The organism is Massilia atriviolacea, from assembly GCF_003953935.1.
GTDB classification, from domain to species: Bacteria; Pseudomonadota; Gammaproteobacteria; order Burkholderiales; family Burkholderiaceae_D; genus Telluria_A; species Telluria_A atriviolacea.
Map to the genome: position 1 here is coordinate 60542 of NZ_RXLQ01000024.1, position 20447 is coordinate 80988.

Annotated in this window: 20 protein-coding genes; 12 read left to right on the plus strand and 8 right to left on the minus strand. The window is 56.6% G+C overall.

Annotated features, from left to right (window positions below; genetic code table 11):
* Positions 1 to 177: 177 nt before the first annotated feature.
* Entirely contained in the window at positions 178 to 2148 is a 1971-nt protein-coding gene (locus tag EJB06_RS28930; RefSeq protein WP_126077501.1) for an acyltransferase family protein, read from the plus strand.
* 39 nt (positions 2149 to 2187) lie between these two features.
* Here EJB06_RS28930 and EJB06_RS28935 read toward each other — a convergent pair whose 3' ends face one another.
* The 4 genes from EJB06_RS28935 to dusA form a co-directional block, all read right to left on the minus strand.
* Positions 2188 to 3411, minus strand: coding sequence for an MFS transporter (locus tag EJB06_RS28935; protein WP_126077502.1), 1224 nt, complete (start codon positions 3409 to 3411; stop codon positions 2188 to 2190).
* 735 nt (positions 3412 to 4146) lie between these two features.
* Positions 4147 to 4488, minus strand: a complete 342-nt coding sequence (locus EJB06_RS28940; protein WP_126077503.1) for an energy transducer TonB — start codon at positions 4486 to 4488, stop codon at positions 4147 to 4149.
* A 118-nt stretch (positions 4489 to 4606) separates the two neighbouring features.
* Positions 4607 to 6355 carry a methyl-accepting chemotaxis protein gene (locus EJB06_RS28945; protein ID WP_229427342.1) on the minus strand — a complete coding sequence of 583 codons (1749 nt, stop codon included), beginning with the start codon at positions 6353 to 6355 and terminating at the stop codon, positions 4607 to 4609.
* 442 nt (positions 6356 to 6797) lie between these two features.
* Positions 6798 to 7811 carry a tRNA dihydrouridine(20/20a) synthase DusA gene (dusA, locus tag EJB06_RS28950; protein WP_126077504.1) on the minus strand — a complete coding sequence of 338 codons (1014 nt, stop codon included), beginning with the start codon at positions 7809 to 7811 and terminating at the stop codon, positions 6798 to 6800.
* Positions 7812 to 8117: 306 nt separating this feature from the next.
* Between dusA and EJB06_RS28955 the strand changes: the two genes are divergently transcribed.
* From EJB06_RS28955 to EJB06_RS28985, 7 genes are all read left to right on the plus strand, one after another.
* A complete protein-coding gene (locus tag EJB06_RS28955; protein ID WP_126077505.1) occupies positions 8118 to 8948 on the plus strand; it encodes a site-specific integrase in 831 nt (276 codons plus the stop codon).
* Positions 8945 to 9442, plus strand: coding sequence for a hypothetical protein (locus EJB06_RS28960; RefSeq protein ID WP_126077506.1), 498 nt, complete (start codon positions 8945 to 8947; stop codon positions 9440 to 9442). The genes EJB06_RS28955 and EJB06_RS28960 overlap by 4 nt, the downstream gene beginning before the upstream one ends.
* A gap of 60 nt (positions 9443 to 9502) precedes the next feature.
* Positions 9503 to 9760: a hypothetical protein gene (locus EJB06_RS28965; RefSeq protein WP_126077507.1), complete on the plus strand. Its 258-nt coding sequence runs from the start codon at positions 9503 to 9505 to the stop codon at positions 9758 to 9760.
* 349 nt (positions 9761 to 10109) lie between these two features.
* Entirely contained in the window at positions 10110 to 10337 is a 228-nt protein-coding gene (locus tag EJB06_RS28970) for a hypothetical protein (RefSeq protein ID WP_126077508.1), read from the plus strand.
* Between the two features lie 9 nt (positions 10338 to 10346).
* Positions 10347 to 10754, plus strand: coding sequence for a hypothetical protein (locus tag EJB06_RS28975; protein WP_126077509.1), 408 nt, complete (start codon positions 10347 to 10349; stop codon positions 10752 to 10754).
* A 495-nt stretch (positions 10755 to 11249) separates the two neighbouring features.
* Positions 11250 to 12548, plus strand: a complete 1299-nt coding sequence (locus tag EJB06_RS28980; RefSeq protein WP_126077510.1) for a primase-helicase family protein — start codon at positions 11250 to 11252, stop codon at positions 12546 to 12548.
* A gap of 122 nt (positions 12549 to 12670) precedes the next feature.
* A complete protein-coding gene (locus EJB06_RS28985) occupies positions 12671 to 13276 on the plus strand; it encodes a hypothetical protein (RefSeq protein ID WP_126077511.1) in 606 nt (201 codons plus the stop codon).
* A 14-nt stretch (positions 13277 to 13290) separates the two neighbouring features.
* Here the strand turns inward: EJB06_RS28985 and EJB06_RS28990 are convergent, their stop codons facing one another.
* The 3 genes from EJB06_RS28990 to EJB06_RS29000 form a co-directional block, all read right to left on the minus strand.
* The gene (locus tag EJB06_RS28990) at positions 13291 to 13920 is read right to left on the minus strand and encodes a hypothetical protein (RefSeq protein WP_126077512.1); all 630 of its coding nucleotides are present in this window, start codon (positions 13918 to 13920) and stop codon (positions 13291 to 13293) included.
* 4 nt (positions 13921 to 13924) lie between these two features.
* Positions 13925 to 14842: an AbiTii domain-containing protein gene (locus tag EJB06_RS28995; protein ID WP_126077513.1), complete on the minus strand. Its 918-nt coding sequence runs from the start codon at positions 14840 to 14842 to the stop codon at positions 13925 to 13927.
* A gap of 242 nt (positions 14843 to 15084) precedes the next feature.
* Complete coding sequence (locus tag EJB06_RS29000; RefSeq protein WP_126077514.1) at positions 15085 to 15720, minus strand: hypothetical protein; 636 nt, start codon at positions 15718 to 15720, stop codon at positions 15085 to 15087.
* A 1511-nt stretch (positions 15721 to 17231) separates the two neighbouring features.
* Between EJB06_RS29000 and EJB06_RS29005 the strand changes: the two genes are divergently transcribed.
* Complete coding sequence (locus EJB06_RS29005; RefSeq protein WP_198420946.1) at positions 17232 to 17459, plus strand: helix-turn-helix domain-containing protein; 228 nt, start codon at positions 17232 to 17234, stop codon at positions 17457 to 17459.
* A 296-nt stretch (positions 17460 to 17755) separates the two neighbouring features.
* Here EJB06_RS29005 and EJB06_RS29010 read toward each other — a convergent pair whose 3' ends face one another.
* Positions 17756 to 18400, minus strand: a complete 645-nt coding sequence (locus tag EJB06_RS29010) for a HEPN domain-containing protein (RefSeq protein WP_126077516.1) — start codon at positions 18398 to 18400, stop codon at positions 17756 to 17758.
* Positions 18401 to 18613: 213 nt separating this feature from the next.
* Here EJB06_RS29010 and EJB06_RS29015 point away from each other — a divergent pair, with 213 nt between their 5' ends.
* The 3 genes from EJB06_RS29015 to EJB06_RS29025 all read left to right on the plus strand — a co-directional run.
* On the plus strand, positions 18614 to 19231 hold the full coding sequence (locus tag EJB06_RS29015; protein ID WP_126077517.1) for a recombinase family protein: 618 nt from the start codon (positions 18614 to 18616) through the stop codon (positions 19229 to 19231).
* A gap of 21 nt (positions 19232 to 19252) precedes the next feature.
* On the plus strand, positions 19253 to 19513 hold the full coding sequence (locus EJB06_RS33245; RefSeq protein WP_502559457.1) for a hypothetical protein: 261 nt from the start codon (positions 19253 to 19255) through the stop codon (positions 19511 to 19513).
* Positions 19514 to 20172: 659 nt separating this feature from the next.
* Positions 20173 to 20447: flagellin N-terminal helical domain-containing protein (locus EJB06_RS29025; RefSeq protein WP_441295159.1), on the plus strand; the 275-nt coding region annotated here is incomplete at its 3' end.

Consider the following 20447-nt stretch of genomic DNA (forward strand, 5'->3'; position numbering starts at 1 on the left):
AAGCTCTTCATGCATGTTGCATTAAACAAATTGCAACGCATTTTGGCGCATCTACTATAATGCGCAGTTTGTCGGTATTGTCTTTTACTAAATCATTCGTCTCCGGAGGCTGTCATTCCACCCAACAATCATACCGCGCACGCAGGCGCCCTCGCCTACCGGCCCGATATCGATGGCATGCGCGCGCTGGCGGTGATCGCCGTGATCGCCTTCCATGCCTGGCCGACCTGGTTCGCCGGCGGCTTCGTGGGCGTGGATATCTTCTTCGTCATCTCGGGCTTCCTGATCACCTCGATCCTGCTGGGGCAGCTGGAAAAAGGCAGCTTCAGCATCGCCGACTTTTACGTGCGCCGCATCCGCCGCATTTTCCCGGCCCTGAGCGTGGTCATGCTGGCCACCCTCGCCTTCGGCTGGATGACCCTGCTGCAAGGCGAATTCCGGCAGATCGGCAAGCACGCCGTGGCCGGCACCGTGTTCGTGTCGAACCTGGTGCTGTGGAACGAAGCGGGCTATTTCGACAACGACGGCATCACCAAGCCCTTCCTGCACCTGTGGTCGCTCGGGGTCGAGGAACAGTTCTACATCCTGTGGCCGCTGATCCTGTGGCTGGTGTTTTCGCGCAAGCTGCGCTTCCTGTGGGTCGCCGGCGTGATTTTCCTCATCTCGATGAGCGCCAACCTGCTGCTGGTGAGCAGCCATCCGGTGGCGGCCTTCTTTTCGCCGCTCACGCGCTTCTGGGAGCTGATGGCCGGCGGGGTGGTGTCCTACCTGCACCTGCACCACGCGCAACGCTTCGAACGGTACGGCACAGCGCTGTCGCTGGCCGGCGCAGTGCTGCTGGGCCTGGCGTTCTGGCTGACCAACGAACAATCGGCCTTCCCCGGCTGGTGGGCCCTGCTGCCGGTGGGCGGCGCCTGCCTGCTGATTTTGGCCGGCAAGGATGGCCTGCTCAACCGCCTGCTGCTGGGCCGGCGCCTGCCCGTCGCCATCGGGCTGATCAGCTACCCCCTGTACCTGTGGCACTGGCCGCTGCTGTCCTACGGCCACATCGTGTACGGCCAGAAGCCGCCGATGGCGGTCAAGCTGGCGCTGGTCGCTGCCGGCTTCGTGCTGGCCTGGCTGACTTACCGCCTGGTCGAAATCCCCCTGCGCGAGCGGCGCGACCGCAGCCGCGTGACCTGGTCGCTCGGCATGGGCATGGTCGCCATCGCCGTGCTCGGCCTGGCGATCGGCACCAGTGTGCTGCGCGAACGGATCGACACCCACGGCGCCCAGCCCTACCTGGCGGCCCTGAACGATAGCCAGTTCCCCGGCCCGACCCTGGCGCCGCTGCGCTACGAAGGCGTGGTGTTCCAGAAAGCGGCCAGCCGCGGCCCCGGCCTGACGGTGTTCCTGGGCGACTCCGTGATGCAGCAGTACGGCCCGCGCATCGAGCACGCGGTGGCGAGCGATCCGGCGCGTTTCAGTTCGGTGATTTTCGCCACCGCCGGCGGCTGTCCGCCGATCGAGCACACCGTGCGCCTGCCGCAGATCCGCTTTCCGCTCTGTCCCAGGACGGTCAAGGCGGCGTACGCGCTGGCCAACAGCCCCGAGGTCGATACCGTGGTACTGGGCGCGGCCTGGTACGGCTACTTCAACGCCGGCCAGCACGAGTTGCTGTTCAACAAGGACGGCGTGCAAAAAGCCTTCCCCGCGCAGGATGCGCAGGAGCTGGCCTACCAGTCGCTGCAGGCCAGCATCGCGACCTTGCGCGCGAACGGCAAGCGGGTATTCCTGGTGCTGCAACCGCCGGCCGGGGCCGCTTACGATCCGCAATCGATGTATACCGGCTCGCGCTTCGGCGCGATTGCGCCGCTGCCCGAGGTGCCCGCGTTCGACCTGGCCGACTTCCGCCGGCGCAATGCCGCGCCGCTCGCGCGCCTGAGCGCGATTGCCGCCGGGACGGGCGCCATCGTCATCGAACCGGCCCAGTCCATGTGCAAGGACAATCTGTGCCCGGTGCTCGACGACAGCGGCGCGCCGGTCTACACCGACAGCATCCACATGCGTCCCGCGTACAGCCGGCGCGCCGCCAGCTTCCTCGATCCGACCATGCTGCGCGCGCCGGCGGCGCCGACGGCATCGGTCGCCACGCCGCCGCCGGGCTGAACCGCGCAGCGGCGCAGCGGCGCAGCGGCGCAACGGCGTTTATCCTTCGGCGGGCGCGGTCGTGACGGCGGCGCCCGTCATCTGCACGCGCCAGCCCAGCAGGCGCCAGGCGGCCCAGCCCGACAATAGCGCGCCCAGCAGCAGGATCAGGCGCGTATCGACCAGGGTCAGTACCGATCCGATCAGCGCCATGACGATATTGGCCAGGCAGAAGGTGGTCGACAGCAAGCCCATCACCGCGCCCTGCCCCAGCGACCCGAAGCGCTCCGCGCACCAGCCCGGCACGATCGCGTTGTAGAACGCATTCGGAATCCCGAACAGCACGATCGCCGCCAGTCCCAGCCACACATGGCCGACCGCCACCGCCGCAATCGCCGTGGCGCAGGCGAAAGCGCTCCAGGCGGCCCGCTGCAAGGGAGCGAAGCGGCTCGGACGACCGGCGAACACGGCGGTGAGAGTCATCACCGCGCACAGGGCGGCCGTGACCCAGGCGATCCCGGGCGCGCCGTAGCGCGGGTACTCCACCAGCCACAAGGGATAGAACTCGTAAAAGGCGGTTACGCCGCAGGTGTAGGCGAACTGGACGATGAACAGCTTGCGCAGGTCGGCGTGGCGCAGCAGATGGAAGGCGTGCTGGTGACGCGCCACATACCACCAGGAGGTGGTCGCCAGCGAGGGGGTCTCGCGCGGCAGCACCAGCGCCACCAGCGCCGTGGTCATCATCAAGGCGCCGGCGGCGATCCAGAACGGCACTGTGACGCCCCACACCACGGTGGCCCCGGCCAGCAGCGGCCCGGCCAGCCAGCCGAGGTAAAAGGCGCCGTTCAGCCAGGACAGCGCGCGCACGCGCAGGTCGCCTTCGAGGCGGTCGGCCAGCATCGCGCGCACCACCGCGCCATTCCCCTCCAACAAGCCGGTACCGAAGCGCGCCACGATGAACAGCGGATACGATTCGAGCAGCAGCGCGGCCGCGGTGAGCATGTGGCCGAGGGCGGCGCCGACGGTGGTGAGCATCAGCAGCGGGCGGCGGCCGTAGCGGTCCGACAGCGGGCCGAGCAAGGTATTTCCGATCAACAAACCGAGCGGATTGATGGTCAGTGCCAGGCCGAACAGCAGCTTGGGCGGCAGTCCGAGGAAGGAATTAAGGCCATTGCTGGCGCCCGACGCGAACAGCGGCGGCAGGATCGGATACGGCAGCGCCGCGCCGATGGTCGAAAACAGGCCCAGCAGGCAAGCTGCGGCGATCAGGAGTTTGATGTGCATGCGCCGCAACATACATGCGCACTAGCAATAGGTCAACAGCGCACGTCCGTTCCGTGTCCTAATCGGTGACTGTCCTAATCGGTGACAGGCACCGGTGTCCTAATCGGTGACAGGCACCGGTGTGGACACGGGCCCTGCCGTCGGTGCGCCCCGATTGTCCGAATCAGTGACTGTCCGAATCGGTGACAGGCACCGGCATGGACAAATGACGACTGTCCTAATCGGTGACAGGCACCTGTCCTAATCGGTGACAGGCACCGGTGTGGACACGGGCCCTGCCGTCGGTGCGCCCCGATTGTCCGAATCAGTGACTGTCCGAATCGGTGACAGGCACCGGCATGGACAAATGACGACTGTCCTAATCGGTGACAGGCACCTGTCCTAATCGGTGACAGGCACCGGTGTGGACACGGGCCCTGCCGTCGGTGCATCCCGATTGTCCGAATCGGTGACAGGCACCGACATGTCCGAATCGGTGACAGGCACCGGCATGGACACAGGCACCGGCATGGACAGATGGAAGGTCGAGGCCGTGTCCGAATGTCAGACCTGGCACCGGCGGGGACAAGGTCGAGGCCGTGTCCGAATGTCAGACCTGGCACCGGCGGGGACAGATGCAAGGTCGAGGCCGTGTCCGAATGTCAGACCTGGCACCGGCGGGGACACGGGCCCGGCCGTCGAGGGAGGGTGAAACGACCGGCCAGGGCGGCCGGTCGGGTGGTGCGGGGAAACGGTTTAGTCGAGTTTCCAGGCGTAGTCGACCTTGGTCCAGGTCTGGGCCGGGGCGCCGTCCTTGGTGCCGGGCTTGAACTTGCAGGCGCTGATCGTCTTGATGGCGGCCTTGTCGAGATTCTTGAAGCCGCTGGTCTTATCGAGCTTCGATTCGGCCACCGTACCGTCCGCATTGACCAGGAAGGACATCGACACCGTGCCCTGCTCCTCGTTCATCAGCGAGGCCTTCGGATACTCGGCCTTGCACTTGCCGGCATCGAAACTGGCCGGCACTTCGGCCGCCGCGGCAGCGCCGCACACCAGCATGGCGGCGAACACACTCAGGTAACGCGTAGAGGTCAACATACAATTTCCCTAATATAACGTTCAATCGCGCGTCCGTATCACGTCGACGCTAACGCCGCGGCTCGCACCGCGCTGCCCGCCCCGCCCCGCCCTTACCGGCCCGGGCCCGGGAGGCGGATCAGAATTCTTCCCATTCGTCGTTGCTGGTCGTCGCCGGGGCCTTCTTCGGCTTGACGGCGGCAGCGGCGGCCGGCGCCGGACGCTTCAGGGCCGGCTTGGCCACGCGCAGCGGCGCTGCCTTGGCCGGACGGGCCGGCGCTGCCGCAACCGGCGCCGGCGCCGGGCCGGCATGCGCTTCTTCGCCTTCGACCAGCTTGAAGATGCTGACCACGTGCGCCAGTTCGCTGGCCTGGTCCTGCAGGCTCTGCGCCGCGGCGGCGGCCTGCTCGACCAGCGCCGCGTTCTGCTGGGTCATGCTGTCCATCTCGATGATCGACATGTTCACCTGCTCGATGCCGGCGCTCTGCTCCTGGCTGGCGTTGGCGATCTCGCCCATGATGTCGGTGACGCGCTTGACGCTGGCGACGACTTCGTCCATCGTCACGCCGGCCTGGCCGACCAGCTTGCTGCCGCGTTCGACCTTCTCGACCGAATCGCCGATCAGGTTCTTGATTTCCTTGGCCGCCGCCGCCGAGCGCTGCGCCAGGTTGCGCACTTCCGAGGCGACGACCGCGAAGCCGCGGCCCTGTTCGCCGGCACGGGCCGCTTCCACCGCCGCATTCAGCGCCAGGATGTTGGTCTGGAAGGCGATGCCATCGATTACGCCGATGATGTCGACAATCTTGTTGGCCGAGGCGTTGATCGAACCCATCGTGTCGACCACTTGCGAGACCACGTCGCCACCCTTGCGTGCCACGTCCGAGGCGCTGGCCGCGAGCTGGTTGGCTTCACGGGCGTTGTCGGCGTTCTGTTTCACGGTCGAGGTCAGTTCTTCCATGGCCGAGGCGGTTTTTTCCAGGGCGCTGGCCTGCATTTCGGTGCGCGAGGACAGGTCGATATTGCCGGCCGCGATTTCACGCGAGGCGGTGCCGATGGTTTCCGTGCCGCCGCGTACCTGGCCGACGATGTCTTTCAGGCTGTTGCGCATTTCGCGCACTTCCATCAAGAGGCTGCCCTTGTCGGCGTGGCTGGTGTCGATGTGCACCGACAGGTCGCCGTGGGCGATGCTGCTGGCGATCTTGGCGGTGTAGTCGGGCTCGCCGCCGAGCTGCTTGAGCAGGCCGCGGGTGATGAAGACGGCAGCGATGCCGCCCAGCAGGATCGCGACGCCGCCGAGGATCAGCATGGTCAGGCGGGCCGCTTCGAAACCGCTTTCGGCATCTTTCTGGGCTGCGCTATTGAGCTTGTCTTCGAGGGCGGCCAGCTGGTCGAGCGCATCCATCCATTTTTTCTGGACCGGGCGGATTTCCTTGATCATGACGCGGGTCGCGTCTTCGGCCTTGTCGGCCATCCACAGTTCGGAGGCCTTGGCCACGGCCGGCATGGCCAGCGCTTCGTGTTCCTTGATCTGCGCCAGCAGGCTCTTTTCTTCCGCCGAGGCCGACCTGGCGAACTTGTCGCTCAGCTTCTTCTGGGCTTCGTCGTAGCGCGCGGTCTGTTCCTTGATGCGCTTCATTTCCGGTTCCATGTCGGCCGAATCGGTCATCAGGGTCAGGATGCGCAGGGACACGATGCGCTCGCTGACATTGGTGCGCATGTCGATCACCAGGCGGGTGACCACATTGTTGACACCGACCACATTATCCAGGCGCGTCTGGATCTGGGCCATGCTGATGATGCCCACGATGGTGACCGCGACCAGAAAAGACAGGACCAGGACAAATCCAAGACCTAAACGGGTGCCGACCTTCATATTGGATAAATTCATTTCGCGTCTTTTCTATGGAACAATTGATCGAATTAGCAAGGTTAACCGCGGGTACTGTTGACCTGTCTTTGACGAAACGCATCACACACGGCGTTCCATTCAGGATAAATCAAAACGGTGACTGCGCATGCAAAAAAGTTGGTTGGAGAACGAATTGTTTCGGCACAACAACACTTCGGAATGTGCACCCGAACATCGGAAAAATGGGCAGGAGATGCACCGATTATAGAGTCATATTTTGCCCTAGAGCAAGCAAAAATGCGTTTGCGCAATTGAAATATAGTTTCCCTGTTGGAACTATGTGTCGTGGGGGGAGATGGCAGCGCATGCCAAGTCACGGCGAGTCATGCGCAGGGGGGAACCGGCGGAAAAGTGGGGAAAACGGACGCGCGGACGGCGCCCGCCTGGCCTCCTTCCGTGCAGGGCGGAGGCGCTGCGCTTGCTAGGCAGCCCGGCGCATGCCGGCCGCCGCTTCCAGCAGCAGGTGCGGATCGGCCGCGGCCAGGCGTTTCGGGTCCGACATCACCTGGCGGAAGCTGCGCGCACCGCCCAGCCCGGCCATCAGGCCCAGCATGTGTCGCGTGATGCTGTTCAGTTTCAAGCCGCGCGCCGCGTGCAGGTCCAGCTGCGCCTGGATATACGGAATCATCGCCGCCAGCACTTCCTCGCGCGTCTTGACCGGCGCATCGTCGCCGTAAAAGCGCGCATCGTACTCGGCCATGACGTAGGGATTATGGTAAGCCTCGCGCCCCAGCATCACGCCGTCGACGTGCTCCAGGTGCAGTGCGATCTCGTCGGCCGTCTTGATGCCGCCGTTGATGATGATTTCCAGCTCGGGAAACTCGCGCTTGAGCTGGTAGGCCACGTCGTACTTGAGCGGCGGGATTTCGCGGTTTTCCTTGGGCGAGAGGCCCTTGAGGATGGCATTACGCGCATGCACGATGAAGGTCGTGCAGCCGGCGGCGGCAATGGTGCCGACGAAATCGCGCACGAAGCCGTATTCTTCGTTGCGGTCGATGCCGATGCGGTGCTTGACGGTGACGTCGATGCTGACCGCGTCGCGCATGGCTTTCACGCAATCGGCCACCAGTTGCGGTTCCGCCATCAGGCAGGCGCCGAAGGCGCCCTTCTGCACCCGCTCCGACGGACAGCCGCAATTGAGGTTGATCTCGTCGTAGCCCCATTGCTGGCCCAGTTTGGCGCTGGTGGCCAGGTCGGCCGGATCGCTGCCGCCCAGCTGCAGCGCCACCGGATGCTCTTCTTCATTGAAGCGCAGGTGGCGTTCGACGTCGCCGTACACCAGCGCGCCGGTGGTCACCATCTCTGTATACAACCAGGTATGGCGCGTGATTTCGCGATGGAACTTGCGGCAATGGCGGTCGGTCCAGTCCATCATCGGGGCGACAGATACTAACCTCTTGTTTTTAAAAGGATTTTTTAGGTCAAAATTGGTCATGTGCAGCAGTCAGTGCACACAAGGTGCACACGAAGTAGTTCAATAAAGCATAATACGGGCATCATCCAACACACAGGAATTGCACACGTGGCGACTATTACAAAGCTTCCGAGCGGGAGATGGCGGGCGCAGGTACGCAGAGCCGGGATATCCCGTGGGGAGACCTTCACTCTTAAACGCGACGCTCAAGCATGGGCGCAGAGACTTGAGGTACAAGTAGAGCACATCACAGCAAGCGGCTACCAACCAGTACCAGAAGCTTACAAAGTAAGCGATCTAATCGAAGGTTACGCCCGCGAGTGTAACATGGGCGGCAAGACGAAAAAGGCCACCCACGCGATGCTCACGCGTGAACTCGGTAGCATTTCCTTAAAGCGGCTCAACAGCATCCATCTCCGGGATTTCATAGATAAGAGGGTCAAGGCTGGCGCTGGGGGCGTCACCATTGCAGCGGACCTCTCCTTTCTTGGTGCTATCTTAAAATGGGGAAAGCACTCGCGTCTGTTCGACCTACCAACTGACCTCGCCCGCGACGCCCGTAGAGACCTCGCAACCCGAAAGCTGAGTACCCGCAGCAACGAACGGGACCGAGAGCCGACGCAGGACGAACTGAATCGCCTTTTCGCTTACTGGACCGGCAACAGGCGTCAAAAGATTCCAATGGCAACAATCTGTGCATTCGCTCTCGCCACTACAATGCGGCAGGACGAAATCTGCTCAATCGCATTAGAAGACGTTAATTTTGAGAAGCGCAGTGTCATCATCCGTGACCGCAAGGACCCTCGCAAAAAAGAGGGCAACCATCAGACCGTTCCACTGCTTCCTGCGGCGTGGGCGATAGTCGAACCGATAATTGCGGACCGTCAGGTCGGTCCTGTTTTCCCTTATGAAGCGTCCAGCGTCAGTACCGCGTTCACACGCGCCTGTACTAAGCTCGGCATTGATGACCTCCGCTTTCATGATCTACGTCACAAGGCAACTAGCGACCTGTTCCGCCTCGGACTGTCAATACCCGATGTCGCGCTGCTGACTGGACACAAAACCTGGACGCAACTAAAGCGATACACACACACCAGAGCCGAGGATGTGCACGCGGCACTCAAAGCCCTTACCAAGACAGAGGTTGAAGCAGCATGATTAAGACGACTACCAATCCATTTGACGACTTACCAGAAATCGCCACAGTAATGGAATTTCATAACCGCGCAGTGATCGCCATGAATTTACTTCTACCTCATCTGGACGACCGCAACTCGCAACACGACTTCTTCGTCAAAACATGTAGGGCCTTCTTCCACATGTTAGTTGACGACTCGCCAGAAGATTATCAACTGCTGAACATGCGGATGAAACAGATCGAGGCCACATTTCGACAGATTTTGCTCCCCATCGTCGCGGCCGAAGCTTCTGCCAAGGTCAAAAGCCACAGTGAAACACAGCGTGCACGGGCCGAAAAGCCCCGCAAGCTTAGTGAGGACGACTGCATACGCATCGGCAAGCTCTACAGCGAGCGGAAGGCAAACGGAACTTCGTACGGTGCTGCAAAAGAGCTGGCAAGGAAGTATGAGGTTAGCACTACTACGATCCATGCGACCGTGAAGAAGTACACGAAAGAGTCAATCGACAAGTAGCCCGGCTATTAAACGCTCCTTTCGTACAGTACAGCCTTCACCCACAACGAAGGAGGATCCATGTACGAACATCATCAGACCCAGCCAGTTAACATAACAGACCTAGCCCGGCTGGTGGATTGCCTAGACGAAACGGCTTTTGCTACTCTCGCGGGTGTCAAATTATCGACAGTAGACGCGTGGCGAAAGCGCGGCAAGGGACCGGATTACATCCTGCTGGGCTGTAACTACCTTTATCCGCTAGAAGCTATTCGTAAATATATAGGCACACGTATGAAGGTGCAAACCACGACAAATGCTGCTCAGTACGTACTCTAGCTGGGCTAGGGCAACGCAGGTACCACCTACCAAAATTACATATTTGACATGCAAATATTCACCCGAAAACGCCGTCTCACTTGGCCGAAAGGGTCGTTTTGCTTAGCAAACCTGCGTGCCTATAAAAATTCCGGTAGGAATTTGCTCCCATTTAAGCATGACATTTCGACTTAACAATCGTAAATATATGACTTAGCATACCGAAGAACTACATGTCAAGTGATTTGTTGACAAATGGCCTAACGTGAGGTAAAATGTAGTATTGGTGGCGCAATACCACCTTTAAGTCTTGACTTTTCCCCATAAACAAAAATTCAAATTTCATCTAATTAATTAGAGAGGACACCTTATGTCATTTTCCATTCGCTTCGGTGGCAACCGTCAGCCGGACAACTACTACATCGATACCCTAGCGGTTGCTAAATCACTACCGCAGACCTTCACGCTTCGCCAGAAGGCAGACAGACTTAACGACCTCGACCTACTCACCCCTAGCGGCATGAAATGGGATCGCCTTCGTTTGGCTAACTTTCTTCGCCTAGCCAGCAAGAAAACAACTTCACCAATCACTAATTAAAGGACTTATATGACGAAGACACTTAAACCAACTCCAACCGATGAGCAGCCAAGCATTGTCGAACTGTGCGGCCTCACCTCTGTAGCCTTCGCTCAAGCCGAGGTTCTGATTCGTCAAGGATTCAGCTTTTCGAAAGCCTGTCCACCGCAGTTTTTCCCGTACGGTGGTCAAGTAGCTCTGACACTTGTGCCCAGTCTTCCGGATGATCGCTCTGTAGTAGCTGCTGCCAAGTTGGCGGTGATGACTGCAATGGAACGTCAGAAAAGCAGCGAGGACGCCGCAGCCGCTCAAGCCGCCTCCTCAGCGAAAGAGCATCTGGAAAAGCTAGCTCAGAAAGCGAAATTGGCCGAGGAAGTGGACGCAGCACGGCAAGTCCTGAAAGCGCTGGAAGAAGCCCAGCAAAGTATCGCTGCCTGATCTAGTCCAAACGGCTTGCAGCTCTGGCCTGTCGCAGTACCCCCGAAAATCTTTACCGCTCTCGTAGTCGGCCTTCGTTCCGACGCTATCGCTTCGTCTTTAAAAAGACGCTGAGCAAGGCCCGCTACGTCCACAACTTTTTTGAAAGCACAAATTTTGACTCAATTTTCTCAGGCTCAAGTAGCAGTTCTCATCGGCGTATTCGTCGCTTTGGGACTCACTATTCCTCCCACCTTGCCACATTGGACAGGCCACCACCTCGACGCATTCCGTGCAGCGAAAGAACTTGTGGAATGAGCCGCCTTACAAAAATTCCTGGCACTAACCGCCAGTCCGTCACCGCTGGTGATGGAACAGTAATTCAGCGGGGTTATGTGTATTTGCCTTCGGACGTATGGCATCTACTACAAGAGTGCGCGCGAAACACCGGAACCTCAGTCTCAAAAGTCATTCAATCTTTCGCCATCAGTGGCCAAGCCAATTCAAAGGATATCTATGTCTGCACCAACACCAACGCCAACAACCCCTAAGTCTCCCGCAGAAAAGGCAAATATTGCCGAATATATCGCCACCTTAAAGCAGCGCGGCTTTTGCAAAATTGACGACAGCGCTTCCAATCAGACCCGATTGTTCAACCGCTTTACGAGCGACACACTTTTTGCATCGTTCATTCAAAGCGATTTCGACCGCTGGTGCGACGCCAACAACAAAGAGGTCACTTATCCCGGCAGCAGCTACATTATGCGCACACTGAAGCATGTGGTTGGCCAGAAGTTCGATCCAGTAGGCGGCGTTTATTCGTCTGATGCGCAGTCGGGCCTTTGCTACGTCAACACCTGCCAAAAATACAGACCCACTAGCGCCAGCCGCGATATAGACCCGTTGTGGCTGGAATTCTGGGAACGGCTAATCGCAGACCCGGTACAGCGTCATCAAGCCTTGCAATGGATCGCACACGCCTTTCAGAAACCGGGGGAACGGCCGTCTTATCACTTGATGTGGCCTTCAGACCCCGGAACTGGCAAGGGCTACCTGTTCGAGAACGTGTTACAGCCACTCTTGCTGCACACAGAGATTGCCGCTTCGTACGATAAGGTAATGGGCCGATTCTCTACGATGCTAGAGACGAGCCTGATGGTACTTTTGGATGATTGCAAGACCGCAAGCGATGCGACCCAGACTAAACTGAAATCAATCCTGTCCGAGGAGCGTCAACACGTCGAAAAAAAGCAGCAGCAGGGCAAGATGGTACGAAGTTACACCCGCTTCATTCTGGCATCAAACGAACCACGACCGCTCTACCTTGACCCCGATGAACGGCGATGGCTTGTGTTTGACCGACTAGTGCACCGCGTTGATGGCGCTGAAACGCAAGCCTTCATTGCACGGCTTGATGATTGGCTGAAAAGTCCTGGCTCACTGGATGCTGTGTTTAATTGGTTCATGGCCTATGACCTTACTGGATTCAATCACAAGCGTGCGCCAGAATCAAAGGCGCTCCAAGCGATGGTCGCTCTGAGCACTAACCCGCACGAGGACTTTGCGGCAGGCTTTATCATGGATAACGTCGCCTTCACGCTTGCCGACTTGCAGGATGCGTTCGTAGCCGATGGATTGCCAAAGGCGACACCGGGACACGTCCCGCGCATTATGAATAAGCTAGGTTACACCAAGGCTCAGATTCAATTCGATGGCAAGCGGTCAACCTATTACTTTCCGATGAGCGTTACACCGGACCAAGTGCAAGGGTTGTGCAAGGGTAGTGCAAGGATGGTGCAAGGGTGTGATTTCTAAGAGTGGCCAGCTATATCAATGACTTACGACAAGTGCAAAGGGTGCAATGGAGTACCCGTACTTACCTATTTTTACGAAGTGCAGGCTTTTCTGCGCTGAAGTTTCCTTGAAGGATAAACACAATGATTCTCAAAACGAAGTACGATCCGAGCATTTCAACAAAGTTTGTCGGTGTCACCGGCAAGACCCACAAGTCAGTAGCGGAAGCGAAAGCCTCCTTCCGGCTGTACCCACACGGCTGGGTTCCATGCGAAGCAGCATTCCCGCAAGAGTTCATCGACTCCGAAGGAACCCGCTACACCGCTTTACCTGATTTCCATCATCCCGCCACCGGGTTCTACGCGGAATTCAAGGCTCACCGGATGAACGGGGTAGGCACTAAGCGAGCAGCAGTCGCAGCCATGGACCGGATCGACAGCGACATTGCGCGAGGCGTCCTGGCCCGTTCAAAGCGCCCGTACAAGGCATTATTGAATGCGTGGAATCATTCGATTCAAACGATGGCTTGCAAGACCGCCCAGTTACCATCGGAGACACCGCTGATTCTGATTTACGAGACGATGCAGGATTTGAACGAGGAACGGCGCTGCGCCCGTAAGGGCGTATTCATGCTGTCCCTCGACAACCTGCAATCGTTCAACGGTTTCCTGTTGTTCGCTTCACTGGGGCTGGACGTAAAGTTCTCCCGCAATGACTTTCGTTATGGGGTGGGATCAGCGCCAACCTAGTAGAGGCAGGTAAGCTATTTTTTCAGGTGTGGTTTTAAGTAAGATTCGATCTCAACAATAGCGTGTACTACGTCCGAAGAAAATTCATCGGGCTTTTCGCCAAGCGAGTCGTACAAAACCTCTCTTGGTCGCCCTCGTCTAATTTCCTGCCACGAATTCCTAGCCTGCACGCTTTCGTCCGGGTTGCACAGGGCAAGGTAAGAGTAAACATCGGCATTCAGTTCCTCTTGGAGCGCGAACAGCGGTTTAAACCTCGCGTAAATTTCTTTATTCCACACGACCTCTGCTTCAAGAAGTTCTCGTTGCAGGTCATCACGGGCACCGACTACCTTTTCCCATCTGGCCCGGTAAGCGCTCGATAGTCCGGCATAACGCCGCTGTTCCTCGGTTAATCGCTTTTCGCTCTCCGGCGCTGCTAGCTCTGAGCCAAACATTGCAGGATGACGAACAACTTTGAGCGCCTCCCTGAGGCGATACGTATACTTGAGCAACCGTCGCGTAAGCTCATACTCGATCCCGCCCTTCAGTTGCCGCCGCCAAGTTGTTAGTCCCAAAATCGCTACTATCATTCCGACAATCGCTGCCAAAGCGACTACGATGTCTTTCACGTCGCTCAGTGATAGCGTCGAGGTAGGCTCGGTCATAAGCCTATACGCCGTAGTAACGTTGAAGAGCGGTGGTGAGCAAACTGCTAGCCATGCCAACTTCTATAGCCCACGCTGTATCAATAGCCTTACCCACCATGCGTTTCATCCAATTGCGTACACCAGGACCAAACTGTCCCGGCGCAGTCAAGACTACCGGATCGGCGTTAATAGCAATTTCCAACTCGGATATGTCTTCCTCATCGACGCCATGTCGCCGTAACTCTTCACCCAAAGACTGCTTGTTGCCCTTAGCAATATTGTTCACAACTTTTTGGCGATTATTATCTCCAACCTGAATTGTTGCGTGGTCGCCAAAGACTGCCCCGGCGAAAATGCTTGGAACGTCGTGCTTCGCCGCAGCTAACTTTGCTTCATTATCTGACACGGTATCCCCTATTTTGTCTTTTAATTCAAGAATGAAATCTAGCAACCGTGAGCGAACTTGGATGAGAAGTTGACGAACCTGTGAAAGTTCGACCTGAGCCCATACCCGTTCAAACTGAAACCCTTCGTTCAGCACGCCGCCTAAAGGTTCATACACTGTAGGATCAAGCGTATAACTTAGGTGAACTTTTTTATCATCCTCCTCCGCCATCCTTTCCAGCACACTCAGCGCATGTGTCAAATTTTGAGTTCCCATAAATTCCTGGAATTGCCTTGGAGTTCCAGAAAGAGGCACAGGATACGCCCTTTGCACGATTTGCCATCCATTAGAAATGTTACCCAGGACTCGGGTGGTTAATTTCCGGTATGGCGGCACAAAGTTTGCGTCGCCATAGCCGTTAATCTCATCGTTCAGCCATCCCACAAGCTCACCTTCGCCTATTGTCCGCAGCAATACCTTGGTTTTAAAAAGTGCAGAGCTTAATGAGGCACGATCATCAGACAGTAGGTCCACAATTTCGTCAAGTAATTTCATCGTAGAACCGCTTATTTGAAGTAGTGAATCTCGGCGCACCAATCTAAGTACCTCACAGTCGATTTAGGTCCAGAATGCCGACTTCAACCTAGCATAGACGCTAAGAACTTGCCCCGTACGGGTATGCCTGACTTCGTGTTCGAGCAGTCGCGTACCTACACATTCTAATTGAGTACAAAGACGGGAAACTAAACCGACACGTTGAAGCGCACCTTCCACTAGAAGATGCACTCGTGCTTTCGCTAAGTACTACCCGCCCCTCCCGTTACAGGTGCCGCCGGGGTTGCTGGGGCCGGTGTTGGAGTAGCAGTCGGTGCCGCCGGGGTTGGGCGCGCTCCAGTACCTTGCGGCCCCACTCGTCCAATACCGTTGACGCTGTTTTGCATTCCCCCAATACCGTTAAAGCTCTTTCGAAGAAGTGCTTCCGAATTCGTAGGGGAGCGCGTTGTTTTTTCGTTTGCCATTTTTTTCTGTTCACTTTTGTAAGAATGAGTTGCTGACGCGACGCCGACGATTGCTGCACACAGAATACCTACACCGAAAGTAATCATCACGCAACGGTCCAGCCATTTCAGCAACAGATCATCAGACACTGCACCCGAGCTCAAGACTTCCTCGATGTGCTTTTTGTTTCCCTGGAATATGAACAGCAAGATGAAGAGCGAGACCAGAAAGCAAAAATTTGATGCTCCGTACAGCAAAAGCACCCACAGCGATTGTCCCCCAACGGTATTGAAAAGGCTTATCAATAGCCCGACCCCGCCCGCCGACAATGCAAAAATGCTCTTGTCGTGTTCGAGGGAGGTGTTGTACCAAGCATTCACACCCGCAGCGTAGAATTCAACCTCTTTTTGCTGGGCGATTTCTTCTGGAGTCAAATTGGTCCAATCAACGCCTACATGTCGTAGGCAACGAATCGTGTGACAGTGCCAAGTCGGGAAAAAGGGCCACCCCAACACCAGCGGCCCTTCGCTGCTACTTAGCCTTGCCGGGCTTGACTACAGGAACCCGCATGACTACCGTGGTCTTCGGATGCGTCTTAGCATATGCTGGAGACACAATTTTGCCAGTGATGGCACTTTTCGGGAGAGCTTTAGTTTTTGTTGCCAAAATACACCTCAATTTCTATGTGATTTTTCGTACGAAATCTCCACTCCTTACAAAATAGTAGTGGCAAGTAGTCAAATTCTTGGCATAGAATAGAGGTCTGGTTGCGGACTTTGTCAACGACCAGAACCCCCGGCCTATGCCTTTACGATCTTCTGATCATATGGTATGCCATATACGATCCCGCCTTTCCAGCTTCAACATTGCTGGTATGTTCATCCGCTGCCACGCGGCTGGGTTCAACAAAATGGGACCGCCAGTTGCCTCCACAGCACTGGCCGTTCCGCCTCAATTGCATTGATCCTTCGGACCATGCATCACTAGATCTAGTTCAAAATCTAATAACGTGCCTAATTGTAGGGCTTGCTTCACCATGCCGCAATAGAATTACTGGCAATTTTTTCCCGTGTATCACTTGACATTTCTAAGGTACGTTGCAGGCGGGACTGACAGGTGAGTCCCCACTAACCCGTGCCCGAAAAATAAGCGCCAGCCCGTCACATTTTAGTCGTCTGTGGACAACTTACAGTGCGGTTGCAATGTTTAATTCCCCTTAGAAGCATTACGTTACTATAGCCAATTCAAATTGCCTGTTTTTAAACAGTACGTCCTACCTCTGAAGACTGACGCCTAAGCCTGCGGCAGTCGCCATGCTAAGGAAGCCGATGTCGATGCATAGTGGATGCAAATCGCATATTGAGCAGCCTACACACCAGGAACGAATCGCTCCCCACACGCCGAGCATTGGAACGTGTTTACCCATGCCTCCTTCGCCGCCCTCAGGTGCTTGGTAGCTTCATCATGCTCCTTTTGCTCTGCTTCAGTTGGTGCGGTAGGGACACAGAGCGCGCCCCCGCTCAGCATTACTCCAATCGCTGCTAGACCCGTAGAACCGGTGAAAAGTCCTCCGATGCCTACGGCCATCCCGACTAGCATTCCCCCCGTACGGATCATCTGTCCCTGCGTCCTTGGGTCCGGTATTTCCGGAGGTGCCGCATCCTTGGATGCTTGCGTCTGCTGCGTACCGCTGGAAGCTCCCTTGGTCTTTATCTGCTGCCTTCCAATCGTGTTGAAGGTTCCCACTGTCTCGATATTGGTCTGTACGCTCGACAGTCCCTCCGCATGAATAACTGACAGCTTACGAGCATGAGGAGCACCACATTTCGGGCACGTAGTGTTCAGTTGAGCCATTTTTCATCTTTCTCAGTTGCAATGGCAAAAGCATATCAGATGTTACTCGGATTCTGTAGACGTATTTTCTTCACTCACCCACGCTGCATGGGTGCCCAAACCTCACTTGCCTACCCCTGCCCGCATCCTTTTCGGCCAACGTCTCCGCTTGGCGAGGGAAGCCCTGTCCCTGTCCCAAGAGGGCTTAGCCGAGCAGGCGGGTATCCACCGCACCTACGTGAGTCAGGTAGAGAGTGGAAAACGGAATATTGCCGTTGACAACATGGAGCGCTTGGCTGCGGCTGTTGGCAAAGAGCTTTGGGAAATGCTTCGTCCATAAATTCCGAAGCACCACGCACAGATTTGAGCAGTCGTATGTACAGGCCATTCGTGTACGCCACGGAATCAGCGGCCAGAATTTTCTGGGCACCTATTCTGACCCTGCGGCAGTTGCCGCCCCTAAGCAGCCAGTCACCCTGCCCCGCTTGCTCAATCGTTGAAGGCCATCCACCGGCAAGCATGAGCCTCCCAAAATAGAAGCCCCGAAAATTCGGGCCTGTAATTCCGGGGTGTCCGTCAACCCATGCAGTCCTAACCGCCTGACAGGCGCTTATCACATGGAAGGAGTCATCGCCCTCAGAATTCAAATGTCCGGCTGTACCAAGGGAAGCGGTTTGGCAGGCTCAATTCCAACATTTCACATAGAACTCTGCACAGAATCGCCAAAGGTATGTGCTCGTAATTAAAAGTATTCATCTCATCATGTGACGCACTTTCAAAAAGATATCGAGACACAATGAATCCAGACCGGTTCCTGTCCAACAGTCCATCCAGAGTGAGGTCAGGCATGGGCGACGCTTTCTTCGGACCAAGTTTAGCGGTTGCCAAATCAACACAAAGCTGAAAACTAAATTCCAAGTAAGATTCTTCCACTGGGTGCTCTTGATCTCCGCACCTAAGCACAAAGCACCGCTCTATCTCGATACGTATATCGTCCGGCAGTGCGTCGAACAACGCCTTCAGATCATGAACGCCTGCGAATGATAAGTTTGCACCGATGAACAGCGCCTTCAGGTATAGCTCTAGGGCCAGTATCCGATTCGTAGCTGATGCGACCCCAGCGTCCATATTCAACAAAGCGTGATCCGCTCCTTCCAAACGCTCAGGCAAAGAATCGGTGAACACGTTAGACAATTCATAGTAGGCGTTAGCTGCCGTCAGTACCTGCCAAGCACTGCACTTGCTGCCGTCGATCATCTTCACCTTCTTCTGCTTACTCATATTCACTCCCTTTAAGTTGTGGCCTCAGTGTAGCCGGATTGAAAGCGTGCAAGCCCATCGGAATGCCAAAACAGTCAATTAGGGTGGTCAACGCCGAATAGGTCAATAACTCATCAATTTTCCGCCTCCTAGCCTCACGAACCGCTTGTAAACCATAGGCCAAGTAGGGCATACTTAAATTAGCCAATCAAACAAACAACAAAGGAACCAATCATGTCCAAGCCCATCGCCCGCATTTATCAACGTGTCTCGACAGAAGGGCAAGAGTTGACCCGACAGCAGTCGCTTCGTGCTGAGGCAGAGGCAAAGGGCTATACAGTTGTAGCGACCTATTCCGAGAAAGCGTCTGGAACTTCGGAAGATCGTCCAGAGCTTCAGCGGATGCTGGCGGACCTCAACGACGGGGACACGATCATTGCTGAGCACCTTGACCGTATCACGCGCTTGCCACTCCCTGAAGCTGAAGCTCTGATGAAGAGGATCAAGGCGACCGGTGCTGCTGTGTCCGTCCCCGGACTCATCGAATTACCGAAGGTAGGAGATGGTGTAGCCGCTATCGTTGTAGATGCTATGCAGGAAATGCTACTAAGGATAGCTCTCTATCAATGCCGTGCTGACTGGGAGACACGCCGCGAACGCCAGAAGCAAGGCATCGCCATCGCCAAGGCCAAAGGCGTCTACAAGGGCCGCAAACCGGACACGGTTGCCAACGCCAAGATTGTTGAGCTACGCGCACTGGGCTACACCATCGCCAAGGTGGCATCGACCCTCAACGTGAGCGAGTCGCAAGTAAAGCTGATTCTGAAGAAATCAACCACTGTTACTCAGTAACGATTAGGAGATATGATGGCAATGACACCCGCAGAGCGTCAGAGGGCATACAGGGCTACACGGGCAACCGCTGGGGAGAACGGCCAGCGCCAGCTAAACATGTGGGTCGATACGGGCACTGCCCTAGCCCTAGCCCGACTAGCGAAGCATTACTCAGTAACGAAGCAAGAGATGATTGCAAGATTGATAATCCAAGCTGATGATGGGGTTATTGCAACGATCAACGAGCAGTCACCGCAGTGGGATATCTACATGCGACCAAAGGGTAAGCTTGGCAGGTAAAGCCGCTTTAAATGCCCTGTTTAGCCCGCCACGGCACGAACGGCTGCGGCGAGCGCACCGGAAGAAGCCAACGATATTTCGGACGCTACGGCTCTCTAATCACCCAGTATCGTTTTTCCCTATTGAATCCCCCACTCGACCTCCCGCCTTTCCTGCTCAGCCTTCTACGGCTCCTCTTTTCTCCGTCTCCACATGACTTTCTCGCCCTGAGCGTAAGTCTTCGACAAGAAGAGCATCGTAAAATTTTAGTTTTTTGAAAAAACGGCCAGGAGATTGATACGTCTCGAATTCCACGAATTCACCAGCCCCAACTCACTGGATCAAATGCACACCAATTGCACACGCCGTTGCATAAACCCTACAGGTACAGCATTTTCTGTCCAATCCATCATGGGGGCAACCGACAGGCGGCGGCCGCGGTAAGGTGTGGTGTTATTGCTCACGTCGTACTTCTATCCGGTCAATCGATCAAGGCCGCCATCATAGCGCTAAACACCCTGCTTCGTCCGCCGCATCGGCGGCGCCGCCACAGACCGGAAAAATAAATCAAATTATTTCCGTGCGGCACTTAATGACTTCGCAGAATCGGTCGTCTTGTACTTGGGAGAGCGCGCAGCAATGCGACTCCGAAGTCCCCACCCCCATACTGGAGTTTGATCATGCTGAGCCTTCACACCAACAACGCCGCCCTGTCCGCGCAAAATTCGATCAACCGCACCCAGGGTTCGCTGTCGACCTCGATGACCCGCCTGTCGACCGGCTACCGCATCAATTCGTCGATGGACGACGCCGCCGGCCTGCAGATCGCGACCCGCCTGAAAGCCCAGACCAGCGGCATGGCCGTTGCGATGCGCAACACCCAGAACTCGACCTCGATGCTGCAAACCGCCGAAGGCGCACTCGACGAAGTGAGCAACATGCTGGTGCGCATGAA